13 protein-coding genes are annotated in these 16,441 nt (G+C 39.3%); 6 read left to right on the top strand and 7 right to left on the bottom strand.

Going from position 1 to position 16,441, the window contains the following annotated elements; genetic code table 11:
• The first annotated feature begins 48 nt into the window (after nt 1–48).
• The 3 genes from ACEYX7_RS01195 to ACEYX7_RS01185 are packed head-to-tail and all read left to right on the top strand — an operon-like array spanning nt 49 to nt 3,206.
• Nucleotides 49–651, top strand: coding sequence for an isochorismatase family protein (locus ACEYX7_RS01195; protein WP_374806854.1), 603 nt, complete (start codon nt 49–51; stop codon nt 649–651).
• Nucleotides 652–711: 60 nt separating this feature from the next.
• Nucleotides 712–1,896 carry an alanine racemase gene (locus ACEYX7_RS01190; protein ID WP_374806853.1) on the top strand — a complete coding sequence of 395 codons (1,185 nt, stop codon included), beginning with the start codon at nt 712–714 and terminating at the stop codon, nt 1,894–1,896.
• Nucleotides 1,884–3,206 (top strand): D-arabinono-1,4-lactone oxidase, encoded by a 1,323-nt coding sequence (locus ACEYX7_RS01185; RefSeq protein WP_374900111.1) that lies wholly within the window; start codon nt 1,884–1,886, stop codon nt 3,204–3,206. Before ACEYX7_RS01190 ends, ACEYX7_RS01185 begins: the two co-directional genes overlap by 13 nt.
• 166 nt (nt 3,207–3,372) lie before the next feature.
• Here ACEYX7_RS01185 and cgtA read toward each other — a convergent pair whose 3' ends face one another.
• Complete coding sequence (cgtA, locus tag ACEYX7_RS01180; protein WP_374802909.1) at nt 3,373–4,617, bottom strand: Obg family GTPase CgtA; 1,245 nt, start codon at nt 4,615–4,617, stop codon at nt 3,373–3,375.
• A 380-nt stretch (nt 4,618–4,997) separates the two neighbouring features.
• Between cgtA and bioB the strand changes: the two genes are divergently transcribed.
• Nucleotides 4,998–5,984 carry a biotin synthase BioB gene (gene bioB, locus ACEYX7_RS01175; protein WP_374802911.1) on the top strand — a complete coding sequence of 329 codons (987 nt, stop codon included), beginning with the start codon at nt 4,998–5,000 and terminating at the stop codon, nt 5,982–5,984.
• A gap of 224 nt (nt 5,985–6,208) precedes the next feature.
• On the top strand, nt 6,209–8,257 hold the full coding sequence (locus tag ACEYX7_RS01170; protein ID WP_374900109.1) for a hypothetical protein: 2,049 nt from the start codon (nt 6,209–6,211) through the stop codon (nt 8,255–8,257).
• Between the two features lie 60 nt (nt 8,258–8,317).
• Here the strand turns inward: ACEYX7_RS01170 and ACEYX7_RS01165 are convergent, their stop codons facing one another.
• The 6 genes from ACEYX7_RS01165 to ppsR all read right to left on the bottom strand — a co-directional run bounded on the left by ACEYX7_RS01165 (nt 8,318) and on the right by ppsR (nt 13,834).
• The gene (locus ACEYX7_RS01165) at nt 8,318–9,055 is read right to left on the bottom strand and encodes a hypothetical protein (protein ID WP_374806678.1); all 738 of its coding nucleotides are present in this window, start codon (nt 9,053–9,055) and stop codon (nt 8,318–8,320) included.
• 9 nt (nt 9,056–9,064) lie between these two features.
• The gene (locus tag ACEYX7_RS01160; protein WP_374802917.1) at nt 9,065–9,538 is read right to left on the bottom strand and encodes an Hsp70 family protein; all 474 of its coding nucleotides are present in this window, start codon (nt 9,536–9,538) and stop codon (nt 9,065–9,067) included.
• On the bottom strand, nt 9,519–10,787 hold the full coding sequence (locus ACEYX7_RS01155) for an Hsp70 family protein (RefSeq protein WP_374802919.1): 1,269 nt from the start codon (nt 10,785–10,787) through the stop codon (nt 9,519–9,521). The genes ACEYX7_RS01160 and ACEYX7_RS01155 overlap by 20 nt, the downstream gene beginning before the upstream one ends.
• 108 nt (nt 10,788–10,895) lie before the next feature.
• On the bottom strand, nt 10,896–11,726 hold the full coding sequence (gene prmC, locus ACEYX7_RS01150; protein ID WP_374900108.1) for a peptide chain release factor N(5)-glutamine methyltransferase: 831 nt from the start codon (nt 11,724–11,726) through the stop codon (nt 10,896–10,898).
• Nucleotides 11,726–12,814: a peptide chain release factor 1 gene (gene prfA, locus ACEYX7_RS01145; RefSeq protein WP_374806682.1), complete on the bottom strand. Its 1,089-nt coding sequence runs from the start codon at nt 12,812–12,814 to the stop codon at nt 11,726–11,728. The genes prmC and prfA overlap by 1 nt, the downstream gene beginning before the upstream one ends.
• Before the next feature lie 162 nt (nt 12,815–12,976).
• On the bottom strand, nt 12,977–13,834 hold the full coding sequence (gene ppsR, locus ACEYX7_RS01140) for a posphoenolpyruvate synthetase regulatory kinase/phosphorylase PpsR (RefSeq protein WP_374802925.1): 858 nt from the start codon (nt 13,832–13,834) through the stop codon (nt 12,977–12,979).
• A gap of 202 nt (nt 13,835–14,036) precedes the next feature.
• Here ppsR and ppsA point away from each other — a divergent pair, with 202 nt between their 5' ends.
• Nucleotides 14,037–16,409 carry a phosphoenolpyruvate synthase gene (gene ppsA, locus ACEYX7_RS01135; protein ID WP_374802927.1) on the top strand — a complete coding sequence of 791 codons (2,373 nt, stop codon included), beginning with the start codon at nt 14,037–14,039 and terminating at the stop codon, nt 16,407–16,409.
• The last annotated feature ends 32 nt before the right edge of the window (nt 16,410–16,441 follow it).

Here is a 16,441-nt window from a genome sequence, read left to right as displayed (position 1 = left end):
ATTTTAAGACATCACTTTTTTGAACAACACACTAAAAGGACGTATCAAATGTTATCGACAAACTTGACTTCAATCTCTGGCAAACATCGTATTCTCACAACGCAAACCCAAGCCCTGCTTATTGACGTGCAACAACGTCTGATGCCACATATTGCAGAAAATGAAGTATTACTAAAAAAATTACAAACCTTGCTGCAAGGCTTGCAGGCACTCAATGTACCGATCATGTGCAATCAACAATACACCAAAGCCTTAGGTGAAACTTTGCCAGAATTGGTTGAAATCTTAACGCAAAATAATCACGGCAATGCTCTTGATCTGACTGTATTTGAAAAGCGTAGTTTTAGCTGTTGTGACACTGACCACTCTATGCAGCACATTGCAGCCCAACAACGTCCAGTTGTATTGCTGTTTGGTATCGAAACCCACGTTTGCGTATTACAAACTGCGATGGATTTACTTGATCACGGCTATCAGCCCGTTTTGGTGGTAGATGCCGTGAGTTCTCGTAGTTTACAAGACAAACAAATCGCTGTGCAACGTATGCAACAAGCAGGCGTGATTTTGACAACCGTAGAAAGTATTTTATTTGAATTATGTCGTGATTCACAAGTAGCTGAATTTAAAACGATTTCTAATTTAGTAAAATAGTTATTTAACGATCGTACAATGATATTTATATTTTAGATAATGAATACTGGGAAAAAAATCATGGTGATGGATTTTGCTCGCATTATACCGCCTTACAGTCCAGCGGCTTGGCTTGATTTGGATGCTTTGGACAATAATATTCAAAGTACCAATCGAAAGACAGAAAAAGTCGCTTTGCGTATTGCGACCAAGTCCATACGCAGTCTAGATGTATTGCATTATATCCGTGAACGCACACCACATTATGTGGGTTTAATGAGTTATTCTACTGCAGAGTCGGTCTATTTGCTTGAACAAGGCTTTGATAATATTTTATGTGCCTACCCGACTTTGGATAAAGCATCGATCGTGGCATGTGTGCCTTATATCACACAAGGGGCAAAAATGGTGTGGATGGTGGATCATTTACAGCATTGGCAATTTTTGCAAAATATTGCTGCTGAGCAAGATTGTATCTTAGATATTTGCTTAGATATTAATTTGTCTTTGGCCTTACCAAAAGTATATTTTGGCACAAAGCGTTCATCTTTGCATAATCTTAAAGACGTGCAAAATCTCATCCATGAATGTAAAGATTTTCACTATACTCGCCTTGTTGGCGTGATGGGCTATGAAGCACAGATTGCAGGACTTGCGGAAAATATTCCAGATAAGCTCAATTTACGCACCGCAATCCGTACCCTAAAAAAATTATCGCAGTTTGAATTGTCTCGCAAAAGACAAAAAATAGTCAAATGGCTACAAACACAAGGCTATGACTTAGAGATCGTCAATGGTGGTGGTAGTGGTAGTATGCAATTTACCAGTAGCCAAGATGAAATCACTGAAATTACAGTTGGTTCAGCCTATTATTATCCTGCATTATTTTCCTATATGGATACCATGCAGACAGGCTTTCAACCTGCCAGTGGTTTTGTGCTTAAGGTGACACGCCATCCCGAAAGCCAAGTGATTACTTGTCACAGTGGTGGCTTTATCGCATCGGGCAGTATTGGACGTGAAAAACAAGCACAAATTTTATACCCACATAATCTCAGCACTTTAGATGATGAAGGTTTTGGCGAAGTACAAACGCCAATGCAAGCGAACGGTAGCTTAAACGTCACCATCGGTGATTTTGTTTGGTGCAGACACGCCAAGGCAGGCGAATTATGTGAGCATTTCAATGAACTACTGGCATATCGTGACAGTAAATTAGTACAACACATGATAACCTATCGGGGAGCGGGTTTATGTTTTCATTAAAGGATTGGCAAAGTACTAAAGATTGGCAAAACTGGACTGGCTATGTCAAATCTACACCAGAGCAAAAGTTTTTACCAAAAACTATTGAAGAATTACAGCAAATTGTCAAAGACGCACGCACACAAGGCAAAACCATTCGAGTTACGGGTGCTGCACATTCTTTCAGTGGCTGTGCATGCCCAGAGCATTTTGCGATAAGTTTGCATCATTTACGTGGTATCGTCAGTGTGAATAAAGACAAGCAATGGGTCACGGTCTATGCGGGGACTTATTTGCATGAATTGGGCGATATGTTACGTAGTCATGGTTTTGCTCTCGAAAATATGGGCGATATTCAAAACCAAAGTATTGCAGGGGCGATTTGTACAGGCACACATGGTACTGGTTTGTCTTTAGGCTCGGTATCGAGTCAAGTCGTAGCTTGGCAATGGGTTGATGGACGTGGCGAAGTGCAACAACATCAACGTGGTGATGATGACTTATCAAAAAGCTTACATGTCAGTTTAGGCATGTTGGGAATTTTTACTCAAGTGACGTTAAAAGTGATGCCTTTATATGGTCTGCACGAGTCTAGTTGTAGCATCAAGTTTGAACAGGCTTTGGTACAATTCCCGCAAGTCATTCAACAAGAGCGTCATATGGAATGGTTTTTATTCCCTGGCACAGACCAAGTACAGCAAAAAATTCTCAAAGTGATTGAGCCTAAACCGATGAGTAAACTGCAAAAGTTTAAAGATCATTTTGAAGGTGTCGTGATTTTAAATGGCGTATTTTTTGCCATGTCTGAATTGGCACGTAAAAATCCCAAATATGTCAAAGTCATGAGTAAATTTTCTGCCGATAATATTCCCAATACGGTACGTGAAGGTTATAGCTATGAAGTCTTTCCAAAACCACGTGGCGTGAAATTTGATGAAAGTGAATATTTTATTGCCTTGACAGATTTCGATCAGTGCATTCGTTTTATCCAAAAAGAATTAATGCAAGATACTAAAGGCTCTCATTTCCCGATAGAAGTTCGTCCGCATAAAGGTGAAATAGGCTTTTTGAGTCCAACGCAAGGGCGTGATAGTGTGGCGTTGTCTTTCCATGTTTATAAAGGGATTGACAGCAAACCATTTTTTGCATGGGTAAAATCGCAAATGCAGCGTTGGCAAGGTCGTCCGCACTGGGGCAAAGTCAGTCATTTGAATCAAAAAGAAGTACAGGCTTTGTATCCTGATTTGGCAAAATTCCTTGCGGTGCGTAAACAATATGACCCTGATGGGGTGTTTTTAAATCCGTGGTTAAGAGAAAAGTTTGGTCTATAAACCTACTTTTAGATTTGGTGTAAAAATTCTTATTATACTGTTTTGCCAACAATGCAGCTTTTAGTTTATGCTCGCTATAAACTATAAATGGTGACAAATCCAATATAGTATTGAATTTGTCATTTTACATTTATACGAATGAGAAATAAATCAACAAGATGATGATTTAGTCACGCACGTAAATAACTTCCATCTCATCTTCAAAGTCGTCATCGTCGTCAAAATCATCATCGTAATCACTGTCATCCATATCACCTGATGCATGAGCAATTTCACGTTCTGCTTTACGTTTTTCACGATATGCTTCTTTGGCTGCGAATGTTTGTTCGCGTGTTTCTTCTTCCAATTGCTGACGGAAAGCTTGCATCTCAGCAGCATAATCAGGGTCTTCGTTTTCACGCTCTTTTTGTAATTCAATCTGATTCATCAATTCATAAACGACAGCTTGTGTACCATCTTCAAGTAAACCAGAAGTTTTGAATACTTCACCTGTCCAATTCAGCTCATTGATAATATATTGGCACCATTCTTCTTTGGCATCATCATCTAACTGATCAAGCTTATTCAGTACCAAAATCATCGGCAATTTCGCCAAAGTTGGTGAGAATTTGGCAAGCTCTGCCATGATCGCTTTGGCATTATACACAGGGTCAGAGCCATCGATTGGTTGTACATCGACAATGTGCAACAAAATACGCGTACGTGCCAAATGCTTCAAAAAACGAATCCCTAAACCTGCACCATCTGCCGCACCTTCAATCAGACCTGGAATATCTGCCATGACAAATGAACGGTGACGATCTACATCGACCACGCCCAAATTTGGCACCATAGTGGTAAATGGATAGTCTGCCACTTTTGGTTTTGCCGCACTTACTGCACGGATAAAGGTCGATTTACCTGCATTCGGCATCCCCAGCAAACCCACATCAGCCAAGACTTTGAGTTCTAGACGAATTTCACGCACTTCACCTTTACGACCTGATGTGCACTGGCGTGGCGTACGGTTTGTCGATGATTTGAAATGGATATTACCCAAACCACCATCACCGCCTGCAGCAACACGAATACGCTGACCATCTTTGACCAAGTCACCGATAATGTCACCGCTATCAATATCGACAATGGTTGTACCCACTGGCACTTTTAGGATGACGTCTTCACCGCCACGACCTGTACAGTTTGCCCCTGCACCATTTTTACCACGCTCAGCACGGAAACGGCGAGTATAACGATAGTCAACTAGCGTACTGGTATCGTCATCTGCAACCAAATAAACGCTACCACCACGACCACCATCACCACCATCTGGTCCACCAAATGGTACAAATTTTTCACGACGAAAACTGGCAACCCCGTTACCACCATCGCCTGCTTCTACGCTGATTACAGCTTCATCGACAAAACGCATGTTTAATTCCTAATCAATTCATTACAATGAGTTAAATTTTGAAAAATGGACGCCATAACACCTATCGTATATTTTAAAATTCAGCGGTGCTTGGCAGGATTTGGCTATTATGCCATAAATCTTGGTGCTATGCCATTAATGCAATGCTTTCAAAGTTTTTACTTTTTTTAATATCAATAAACCCAATCTTTCAATAACACAAAAGCCATCATGTTTGGCACAAAAACATAATTTTGTTCTGCTATATTTTGACATATCGTGAGTGTTTTACAAATTTTGAGTATGATAATTTTGCTTTGATTATGGAACAATTCGCCTATAGTTTGCGAGTATTTTGCAGTAATATGTAGGAAATTTTTGATTGTTTATGGAACTTTGCCATGTTACGCAATGATTGGACTCGTGCAGAAATCCAAGCACTTTACCAACAACCATTGATGGACTTATTATTTGATGCTCAAGCAGTACATCGCCAAAACTTTGCCAAAAATACGGTGCAAGTCAGCACGTTATTGTCAATAAAAACAGGAAAATGCCCAGAAGATTGCAAATATTGTTCGCAGTCTGCACATTATGATGCCGATCTTGAAGCTGAAAAACGCATTGCAGTAGAAAAAGTCATTGCAGAAGCTCAACAAGCCAAAGCATCAGGTTCAACTCGCTTTTGTATGGGGGCAGCATGGCGTAATCCACATGAGCGAGATATGCCTTATGTACTAGAAATGGTCAAAGAAGTCAAAGCTTTAGGTATGGAAACCTGTATGACTTTGGGTATGCTCAATGCATCGCAAGCGGAACGCCTAAAAGATGCTGGACTCGATTATTACAATCACAACCTAGATACTTCCCGTGAATATTATGCCAATGTCATCAGCACACGTACTTTTGATGACCGTTTGGATACCTTACAAAACGTCCGTGATGCGGGCTTAAAAGTGTGTAGTGGCGGTATTGTCGGTTTGGGTGAAACCAGTCAAGACCGTATCGGTTTATTGCATGAATTGGCAACCTTACCGATTCATCCTGAGTCTGTGCCGATCAATATGCTTGTTCCTATCAAAGGCACACCGATGGCGGATACCGAAAAGCTTGATGTGATTGAATGGATTCGTACTATTGCGGTGGCTCGTATCATCATGCCAAAAAGCTATATTCGTCTTTCGGCAGGGCGTGAGTCAATGTCAGATAGCGATCAAGCCTTGGCATTTATGGCAGGGGCAAATTCGATTTTTTCTGGTGATAAATTGCTCACCACACCGAATGCAGGGCAAGGCAGAGATGAGCAATTGTTTGCCAAATTAGGCTTGCAAGCGGAAAAAATCAAAGCCAGCGTGCGTGAAACCGCAGTAGATGCCATGGCTGTTTAGCCCTCTTTAAATACTTATGGCAATTATTTTGTGGATTTATAAAATAATTGCCGTTAATCGATAAACCTTGTATGATTGCATCACAATAATATAGGGTTAAAATCAGCATGAACGCTTGACAAATTTTACAAATTGAACCGACCAGTGACCAACGGGCGATCAAAAAAGCCTATGCCAAACAGTTAAAACTGATTGATAGCGAAGATGCCGCTGCTTTTATTCGTTTGCGTGATGCACTGACCGATGCACAAGATCAGGCTTATTATTTAGATAATGATAATTTTGATGACGATAGCAATAATGATATTTTTAGTGATGCCGAAAATAGTATTGAAAATAATCAAGATGTCATAAACAATGACCATCATCAAGAACCGATTGCCACCAATTTTGTACAATTATTTGATGATTTTAAATTCCATATTGAAAATCAAACTGTAAACTACTCTATTCCACAACAACTAAGTGAGATTTCTGCACGCATCCAAACTGAAGTGCCATCTCATCAATACATGGAATTTATACAGCCTTATATCGATCTATTAAAACAACATAATTTAGATTTTTATCAAGATTTGATTCAACCGCAGCAAGATGTATTTCAAAAATATGAACTAGAAAAAACCCAAAATCATATCATTGATACTGAACATGATATTCCCCCACAACAGCTAGAAAATAAACCGATTTCTATCGAAAAGCCAATTGGGCAAGATGATATCTATCAACAAACACCTGATTTTCAAGCAAATCAAACTGAATACCATTCAATTGATATTACACCAACTTATTTAAATATCCAAGAGAATCATGATTTTGAGCAGACATTATCTGATTTTGAACAAGCTTTACAAGATAATGATTATAGCGATAGTAATTTAAATCGCTTTGAGAAATTATTAAAGGATTTTTCAATATTAGATTTTAGCCAACAATTGCAATACCGAGAAAGAATCATTGATGATATTGCATGGCAGCACAGTTATTATGCCAGTGATGATGAATTTCATCCTGATTTTGCACCATTTATAGATGTATTATTAGAGCATATTTATATTGAAGATATGATAGGCATCACTTCGTCTGAAGAGCGTATTTTATATTTACAACAATATTATAAAAAAGAGATAGCATCAGCTAAATCGCGTATGTTATACCTACAAAAATACTATCAAAACCGGCAATTGCATTTACCTGAAAAATTACAAACCGCCTATCAAGACTTAAGCGAAAATAAAAAATTTAATCTATGGGGAATGTTACGCTTAAACGCATATTTTAGAAATAATGATCAGGAACGACCTTTGCAAGGTTGGGAAATATCTCAATCTGAAAATAATATCAATTTCCAATATTTACAAATTGTTCATCGCTTTTCTGATGGTTATTTTTGGTTAGGACTGGTATTCACTGTCTTATTAACGATTCCACTATACAGCCAAGGTATTGTTGCGGATTCAGGTTTGAGTGTTGTTTTTAGTATATTTATTGGCTTTGTTGTATTTATTTTTGCTATTGCCCCATTATTAGCAAAAATCATCAGCCAACATAACGACAAAGTCGCACGTATCAATTACTATTGGTTGTATTTTAGCTTTTTATTGGCAGGTTTTGCGTCACATTATACAAGTCCGCTTTATCAAATTGGCATATATCTATGGGTGGTCTTGAGTTATATTGTATTAGGTTTAGCATTACATTATCGAGACGGTGCTATCAATTATTTTATTGCTGTAGGACAGGCGTTTAATTTAGAACGATTTGTTTATTATGCAGGTTTGATTGGATTAAGTTTAACACTGACTGCATTTAATATGCTTTATGACCATGATCATTTTTCCACATTGGCATTATTTTTAGTACCATTGGTTTTACTTATATATAATCAATACTTTCATTTTGCTATTCAGACTTTAGTGGTTATTCCTGCTATTCCTGTCATTGATGAGTATGAAGAACCAAGCAGTAAGTTCTATATTCGAGCAAAATACTTTCCTTATGTTTATGCAGGATTAGTTACTGCTATCTGTAGCATGATTGCTATGATTGATTTTCAAAAATATTTCGCCTTATTTTTATTACTTCTTTCATCATTAACCATTTTATTTTCAAGTAGATTTTTATCTTATCTATTTAAGTATATACTTTACCTTAGCTTAACCGTTGTATTTGCGTTGGTTGTGCCATTTTTAGCATTTATCATGATTGTAATTATTGGTTATATAGGTAAACAGGATTATCAAGAATATTTGGCTAGTAAACATCATTATTAAGACTTTTAGCTAAAAACAGCCATCAATATATTTAGCTTTTTTTATCTTACCCACTACGATTTAATCATTTTCTATTTTAGGTATTAACTTACTTAGAAAAGATTCATTACTTTGCATTTGATCTAATGTATATTTAGGATTAATTCTAAGGTTATCATGTTTTATCATACTGATTTGCCTTGCATTTTTGGTATCTAATCGAGTGTCTCGACTAATTATACGTTGGGTAGAATAATTAATACTGACACTCTTTTGATGTGATGTTATGCGATGAAATTGATAAAATTCTAAGCCAATCAGTGCCATACGTCGTTGTTGCCAACGAAAAGTGAAACCATATTGGGTCATATATTGACTACCACAGCTATACATAAACTGTATACTGGTTTTCAGTATACCTTTCTCAATTTTTAAGCCGTTATTTTCTGTTTCAGCCAAAGGATCTAATAAACATGGTCTGTCTTGATCACTTTTGGGCAGAATAAAACGTGCATTATCGACCACCACGCGATAACGCTTCGGCTCACGTACATTTTGTTGCAGTGCGACAATGACGCGACGCGGATTAATATTAACTACATCTTCGCCAGTAGCGATGTCTATAAGAACTTTATCAATATTGTCTTCTTGAATGATTAGAGCGATATCAGCCAAGCCGTCCTGATTGAGATCGCCAATTGCGTGGCTGATTACTTTCCAACCTGATGGCACAAGAGTAGTTGCATCGCTAGGTACTGCAGCAACGCTTAAACTACTCGTCAGCATTAGCCCTAAAGCAATTCTTATTTTATTTTTCATCTTTAAGCCCTAATAATCAAACGGACTAATTTGTTCAACATCATCTAAGAACTGTTCAAATTGAGCTTGATGTTCTTTGATTTCACGTTCATCTTGCCCATCCAATACCGCACTAAATCGGGCAGTATATTCCGAAATCTGCTGACGAATCATACCTGTATATTCATTATACATACGGTCAGCACGCAAAATTAACGCCTTATTTCGCAAGTCATCCCGTGGGTGGATTTTTAAAGCTGCCAATTCTTTACGGGCTTGTTCAATCTGCTGTGGTGTCATTACACTTTGATGATTAATCAGCACTTTTTGCAATTTTTCTCCAGTATGTGGCACATGTACATCCACATCCAAAATGCCGTTTGGATTATAAGAAAAACGCACTTCAATGCTTAAATGTTCATTATTAGCAGGCAATTTGACTTCCAATTCACCAAGATGAATATTTTCTTTGCACAAGCGGTGTTCACCTTGGAAAATATTCACGCACTTTACTGGTTGGAATCACTGTGTTACGTTCGATGATCGGATCAAATTGATTATTTTCACCTGTTTCAATACCCAAACTAAATGGGCAAACATCGGTCAATACCACTTCTTTTAAACACGCATCTTTGGCTTTCAAACCTGCTTGCACGCACGCCCCACGCACGATGGCTTCATCAGGCTGAATCGCTGTCGATGGAAAACGCCCAAACAGTTTGGTCACCATCTGACGTACCGCCAAAATCCGTGTCGCCCCACCCACCATCACGATTTGATCAATATCATCTGGTCGAATACGGGCATCACGCATGGCACGTTCAAGCGGTTTTTTTAGACGTTGTAATAATGGCTCAATCCATGTGGCAAACTGGGTACGATTAAACTCAAAGGCGTATTCTTGCTGTTGCCATTGTACCAACATATTGACACTCTCTTGCGTGCTGAACTGATGCAAGACATGTTGGGCTTTGGCAGTCAAGAGCATCTCAAGTGCTGGAATCGGACTCTGATTGGCATTTTGCCCAAACTGATCGGCATATTTCATCCAAAATTGTTTGACAATCGTGGCGATAAAATCATCACCACCTAAATGATTATCCCCTGCACTAGCACGCACTTCAATTACGCCATCAAACAACTCAACAATCGATACGTCAAAAGTACCACCACCCAAATCAAATACCAAAAAGCAACTGTCATCACTCTGCCCCAAGCCATATGCCAAGGCGGCAGCGGTCGGTTCATTAATCAAGCGTGATACATTTAGCCCTGCCAATTGAGCCGCTTTGATGGTGGCTTGGCGTTGAATATCATTAAAATAGGCAGGCACAGTGATAATCGCATCACTAACGCTATGCCCCAAATACTGCTCGGCATCTTGTTTTAAGCTTTGTAAAATCAAAGAGGATAGCTCAACCGCATTAAAAGCCTTATTGCCTAGGCTTAATTTTTTGTCCGTACCCATCAGGCGTTTAAAACTGGTCAATACTGGCATGCCTTGATGACGTAATTCCAAGGCCGCATTGCCAATCAATACTTGCCCTTTGACATCCAAAGCAATCGCGGATGGCGTGGTATATTTATCGTAGGCATTTTTAATTAATACGCTTTGCCCATCTTGATAGACACCGACCAAAGAATTGGTAGTTCCCAAGTCAATCGCAATAATCTGTGTACTTGCTCCTTGCGTATGATTTTGATTGTGGTTTTGATTCTGACTTGGGTTGTCATTTTTGCCGAACTCTAACATTGCTCACCTGTGTTGTTGTACAAATCATTTGTGTGATTATCTTAACAACTTTAAGGGCAATAACAAAGCATTTGGCCTTTATTTATTGGTCATTTTTTGGGTTTAAAATCAGAGAAATCGTCCAATCGTCACGCGATCATTATCACCATAATCTTTGATGGTCTTTACTGCTTGTAATCCATGTTGTTTAAAAATCGCTTGTACGCTTTCGGCTTGCTGATAGCCATGTTCAATCAACAAAAAACCATTAACTTTTAGATGGTTTTTTGCATCACTAACAATGATTTCAATATCGCTTAGACCTTGCTTATCCGCCACCAATGCTCGTTTTGGCTCATATTTTAATAGAGTATCTAAATGACTGTCATCATCCGCCAAATAAGGTGGATTCGATACAATCACATCAAATTTATCTTTAAAATCAGTATTTTGTAATGCTTGATACCATACACCCAAAGCAAATCGAACATTGTTTAAATCATGCTTTTTGGCATTATATTCAGCCGTTTTTATTGTTTCTAGATGAATATCAGTCAAAGTCACCTGCCAAGTAGGTCGTTCACTTGCCAACGCCAAGCCAATCGCCCCTGTGCCTGTACCCATATCCAAAATCTGTGCATCCATTGCAACGGGTAAACTTAAAATACTTTCCACCACGATTTCACTGTCAGGACGTGGAATTAAAGTATGTTGGTTTACCGTTAAATCTAGCGTCCAAAATGGCTGTGAGCCGAGTATATATGCCAAAGGCTCGCCTTGCTTCAATCGTGCAAGCCCTTGTAAATATTGCTGTTGTTGTGTATCAGTCAATACTTTTTCGCCAAGCAATTTTAATTCTAATGCCGAACAGCCGACGATTTCTGCTAATAGCCATGTATTTTCTTGGCGTTCGTAGCTGTCGGGTTCGCCATAGAGATTTAAGGCTTGAGAAATAAGCATTAACCACCGTTTTCCTGTGCCAACATTGCCAATTGATCTGCTTGATATTCACGGTGCAAGCTGTCTAATAGTTCGGTCAAATCACCTTCCATCACTGCATCAAGTTTATAAAGGGTCAAATTGATACGATGATCGGTCATACGCCCTTGTGGATAGTTATAAGTACGGATACGCTCCGAACGATCGCCCGAACCGACCAAATCACGACGCATTTCTGATGTTGCAGTTTCTTGGGCTTGGCGTTTGGCATTTTCGAGACGTGATACCAACAGTGCCATGGCTTTGGCTTTGTTTTTATGTTGCGAACGCTCGTCTTGACACTCCACCACTACACCTGTCGGAATATGGGTAATTCGCACCGCAGAATCGGTCTTGTTAATATGCTGACCACCCGCACCTGACGCACGATAGGTATCAATACGCAAGTCAGCAGGGTTAATATCCACTGTGGTATCGACATCGACTTCAGGCAAAATCGCCACAGTACACGCTGAAGTATGTACACGTCCTTGGCTTTCGGTAGCAGGGACACGCTGTACGCGATGTGCACCACTTTCAAATTTTAAACGTCCATACACACCATCACCATCAACACGGCAAATCACTTCTTTATAGCCGCCATGTTCGCCTTCATTTTCAGACAAGACTTCGATTCGCCAGCCTCGACTTTCTGCATATTTGCTGTACATACGGAATAAATCACCCGAGAAAATCGCCGCTTCATCACCGCCCGTCCCTGCACGAATTTCCAAAAAGGCAGCATTGGCATCGTTTGGATCTTTGGGAATCATCAAGATATTTAGCTTATCTTCAAGCTCGGCAATCAAGGCTTTATTGCTTTTGATTTCTTCTTGTGCCATGTCTTTAAAGTCAGGCTCACTGAGCATTTCTTCGGCAGTCACGATATCGGCTTCGGCTTGTGTATATTGTTGCCAAACTTCTGTAATTTCTTGTAGGTCACTATGCTCACGAGATAGTTTACGAAATTTCTGATTATCCGAAATCACTTCCGCATCTGCCAACAGTGCAGTCAACTCTTCATAACGGTCGGACAGCTGATCTAAACGTAATCTTAACGATGCTTTCATGACTTTACCTATGGCAGTGCGAATATAAAAATAACCGCCTATTTTAAGGTTTTTTTAGATTTTTATCAAATTATCCATCTTTTTATATAGAGATTTAAAACCAAACAAAATAAAAAAGACAGCTTACCAATAAGCTGCCTTTTCACTCTGAATTTACAAAACTTAGCCGATGCGACGTTTTAAGCCCGTCATTTGTAAAATACGTGTAGAAATTTCCTCAATCGACATTTCTGAAACATTTAAAAATGGCACACCTTCAGAAATATAGATACCTTCGATTGCACGTAGTTCCATTTGACATTGACTAAAGCTAGCATAACGGCTATTGGCTTTACGTTCTTGACGGATTGCAACTAAGCGATCTGCATCAATCATCAGACCAAATAATTTTTGGCGATGTGGTTTCAATACAGCAGGCAGGCAATTATCATCCAAATCGTCTTCTGTCAGTGGATAATTCGCTACACGAATCCCAAATTGTAAAGATAAATAAATCGATGTCGGTGTTTTACCTGAGCGTGATACACCAATCAAAATAATATCTGCTTGATCATAATGTCGTGTTCTGGCACCGTCATCATTATCTAAAGCAAAATGTACCGCATCGATACGTGCTTTATACGAAGCAGTATTGGTCACCGCATGCGTTTGACCGACCAATGTGGTTGCTTTGGTATCCAGTTCTGTTTCCAGCTTGCTGATTAAACCTTCAAATACATCCAAGTTTACTGCTTTGGCAGTATTGATGATTTCACGTACTTTTACATCAACCAAGGTATCAAAAACCAAAGGTAATACGCCTTGATCTGTGGCAATTTTATTGATTTCTTCAACTGCACGCAAAGCACTTTCTTCTGAGTCCACATAAGGTAAGACATGAATATCAAAATCAACATGCGGAAATTGTGCTAATAAAGAATGACCCAAGGTCTCAGCAGTGATTGCTGTACCGTCAGAGATAAAAAACACGCTGCGTTGAATGTGCTTCCCATCGTTACTATTTTCATTTGTGATATGCATCATTTTATCTGGAAATTTACTTAAAAACAGATTAATTATATAATAATATCATTCTCTGTGTCTGTCCTTAACTTTTTATAAAAAATTTTTAGCAATCATTTAATTGCAAATTTTAAATCAAAAGTTTGACACATAGTATGACATAAACAGTTTTTTTTAGTTTATGCTTAGTTAATTCAAGTCAATTGTGGGAGAGACGGCTTTGGAAGCACGTGTTATCGGTTTAGACAACTTAGGCAAACACGACGTTGAGCGTGTTGGTGGTAAAAACGCATCACTCGGTGAAATGATCAGCCACTTGGCTGGTGCTGGTGTATCGGTACCAGGTGGTTTTGCCACAACAGCTGAAGCTTATCGTGAATATTTGGATAAGAGCGGTTTAAAAGCCAAAATCCAAGCAGAATTACAACAGCTTAATGTTGACGATATTCAAGCCTTAACACAAACAGGTGCAAAAATCCGTCAGTGGATTATTGACTCACCATTAACGCCAGAATTAGAGCAAGAAGTTCGCCAAGCATTTGAAAAAATGTCAAACGGCAACCCGAATATCGCTGTAGCAGTTCGTTCATCAGCTACTGCAGAAGACTTACCTGATGCATCTTTTGCTGGTCAGCAAGAAACATTCTTAAACATCCGTGGTATCGATAATATTTTGATCGCTATCAAAGAAGTTTTTGCATCATTGTATAATGACCGTGCCATTGCTTACCGTGTGCATCAAGGCTTTGAGCATGACATCGTGGCATTGTCTGCAGGCGTACAACGTATGGTACGTTCTGAAACAGGTGCAGCAGGTGTGATGTTTACTTTGGATACCGAATCAGGTTTCCGTGATGTGGTATTTATCACTGCATCTTATGGTTTGGGTGAAATGGTCGTACAAGGTGCGGTAAACCCTGACGAATTTTATCTCTCAAAACCTTTGGCAAAAGCAGGTAAATATGCGGTATTGCGTCGCAACCTTGGTGCTAAACACAAGAAAATGATTTATAGCAGCGAAGGTGTTGCAGGTCGTTCAGTTGAAATCGTTGATGTTGATAAACAAGAACGCCAACAATTTGCTTTGACTGATGCTGAATTACACGAATTGACCAAACAAGCCATGATCATTGAGCAACATTACGGTATGCCAATGGACATCGAATGGGCAAAAGATGGTGATGATGGTTTATTGTACATCGTACAAGCTCGTCCAGAAACAGTAAAAAGCCGTCAAAATGTCGGTTCAATGGAACGCTACTTGTTAAAACAACAAGGTACAGTATTGTGTGAAGGTCGTTCAATTGGTCAGCGTATCGGTTCTGGTCCTGTGCGTATTGTAAATTCAATCGCAGAAATGGACAAAGTTCAAGACGGCGATGTATTGGTATCAGACATGACTGACCCAGATTGGGAACCAGTAATGAAACGTGCTTCTGCAATCATCACTAACCGTGGTGGTCGTACTTGTCACGCTGCCATCATTGCACGTGAATTAGGCGTACCAGCAATTGTCGGTTGCGGTAATGCTACAGAAGTATTGGTTGATGGTCAGCACGTTACTGTATCATGTGCTGAGGGTGACACAGGCTTTATCTATGAAGGTGCGTTAGATTTTGAAATTCAACGTAATTCTGTAGAATCTATGCCTGACTTACCATTCAAAATCATGATGAACGTGGGTAACCCAGACCGTGCATTTGACTTTGCTCAAATTCCAAACGCAGGTGTTGGTTTGGCTCGTCTTGAGTTCATTATCAACCGTATGATTGGTGTGCATCCAAAAGCATTATTAAACTTTGATAGCTTGCCACAAGAAACCCGTACAGCGATTACGCAACGCATGGCTGGTTATGCAACACCAGTCGATTTTTATGTAGAAAAATTGGTTGAAGGGATTTCTACCCTTGCTGCTGCCTTTGCAGACAAGCCAGTGATTGTACGTATGTCTGACTTCAAATCGAACGAATATGCCAACCTTATCGGTGGTAAATTGTACGAACCTGAAGAAGAAAACCCAATGCTTGGTTTCCGTGGTGCAGGCCGTTATGTGTCTGAAAACTTCCGTGACTGTTTCGACCTTGAATGCCGTGCCTTGAAAAAAGTACGTGACGAAATGGGCTTAACTAACGTATTGATCATGATTCCTTTCGTACGTACTGTTGGTCAAGCAAAACGCGTGATTGAGCTTTTGGAAGAGAATGGTTTAAAACGTGGTGAAAATGGCTTGAAAGTCATCATGATGTGTGAATTGCCAACGAATGCATTGTTAGCAGATCAATTCCTTGAGCATTTTGACGGCTTCTCTATCGGTTCAAATGACTTGACACAATTGACTTTAGGTCTTGACCGTGACTCAGGTATCGTTTCTCATATGTTTGATGAACGTGATCCAGCAGTGAAAATCTTGCTGGGCATGGCGATTCAAGCGTGCCGTAAAGCAGGTAAATATGTCGGTATCTGTGGTCAAGGTCCATCAGATCACCCAGATTTGGCACAATGGTTAATGGAACAAGGTATTGAATCAGTATCTTTAAACCCTGACTCTGTGTTAGATACTTGGTTCTTCTTGTCTGAAAAAATCAAAAACTAATGTTTGTTGTTTAGATTAATCAGATGATAATA

Origin of the sequence: Hubeiibacter jixunmingi (assembly GCF_041928215.1) — a bacterium.
In the GTDB taxonomy this organism is placed as follows: domain Bacteria; phylum Pseudomonadota; class Gammaproteobacteria; order Pseudomonadales; family Moraxellaceae; genus Acinetobacter.
Note: the sequence above shows the minus strand (reverse complement) of the source record. Positions and strands in the feature narration are given on the sequence as shown.

What these genes read in the sequence shown, in the direction of transcription:
- ACEYX7_RS01190 (WP_374806853.1), top strand. Translation starts at nt 712, where the DNA reads ATGGTGATGGATTTTGCTCGCATTATACCGCCTTACAGTCCAGCGGCT.
- ACEYX7_RS01165 (WP_374806678.1), bottom strand. Translation starts at nt 9,055, where the DNA reads ATGAAAAATAAAATAAGAATTGCTTTAGGGCTAATGCTGACGAGTAGT.
- ACEYX7_RS01155 (WP_374802919.1), bottom strand. Translation starts at nt 10,787, where the DNA reads ATGTTAGAGTTCGGCAAAAATGACAACCCAAGTCAGAATCAAAACCAC.
- bioB (WP_374802911.1), top strand. Translation starts at nt 4,998, where the DNA reads ATGTTACGCAATGATTGGACTCGTGCAGAAATCCAAGCACTTTACCAA.
- ACEYX7_RS01185 (WP_374900111.1), top strand. Translation starts at nt 1,884, where the DNA reads ATGTTTTCATTAAAGGATTGGCAAAGTACTAAAGATTGGCAAAACTGG.
- ppsR (WP_374802925.1), bottom strand. Translation starts at nt 13,834, where the DNA reads ATGCATATCACAAATGAAAATAGTAACGATGGGAAGCACATTCAACGC.
- prmC (WP_374900108.1), bottom strand. Translation starts at nt 11,726, where the DNA reads ATGCTTATTTCTCAAGCCTTAAATCTCTATGGCGAACCCGACAGCTAC.
- cgtA (WP_374802909.1), bottom strand. Translation starts at nt 4,617, where the DNA reads ATGCGTTTTGTCGATGAAGCTGTAATCAGCGTAGAAGCAGGCGATGGT.
- prfA (WP_374806682.1), bottom strand. Translation starts at nt 12,814, where the DNA reads ATGAAAGCATCGTTAAGATTACGTTTAGATCAGCTGTCCGACCGTTAT.
- ACEYX7_RS01195 (WP_374806854.1), top strand. Translation starts at nt 49, where the DNA reads ATGTTATCGACAAACTTGACTTCAATCTCTGGCAAACATCGTATTCTC.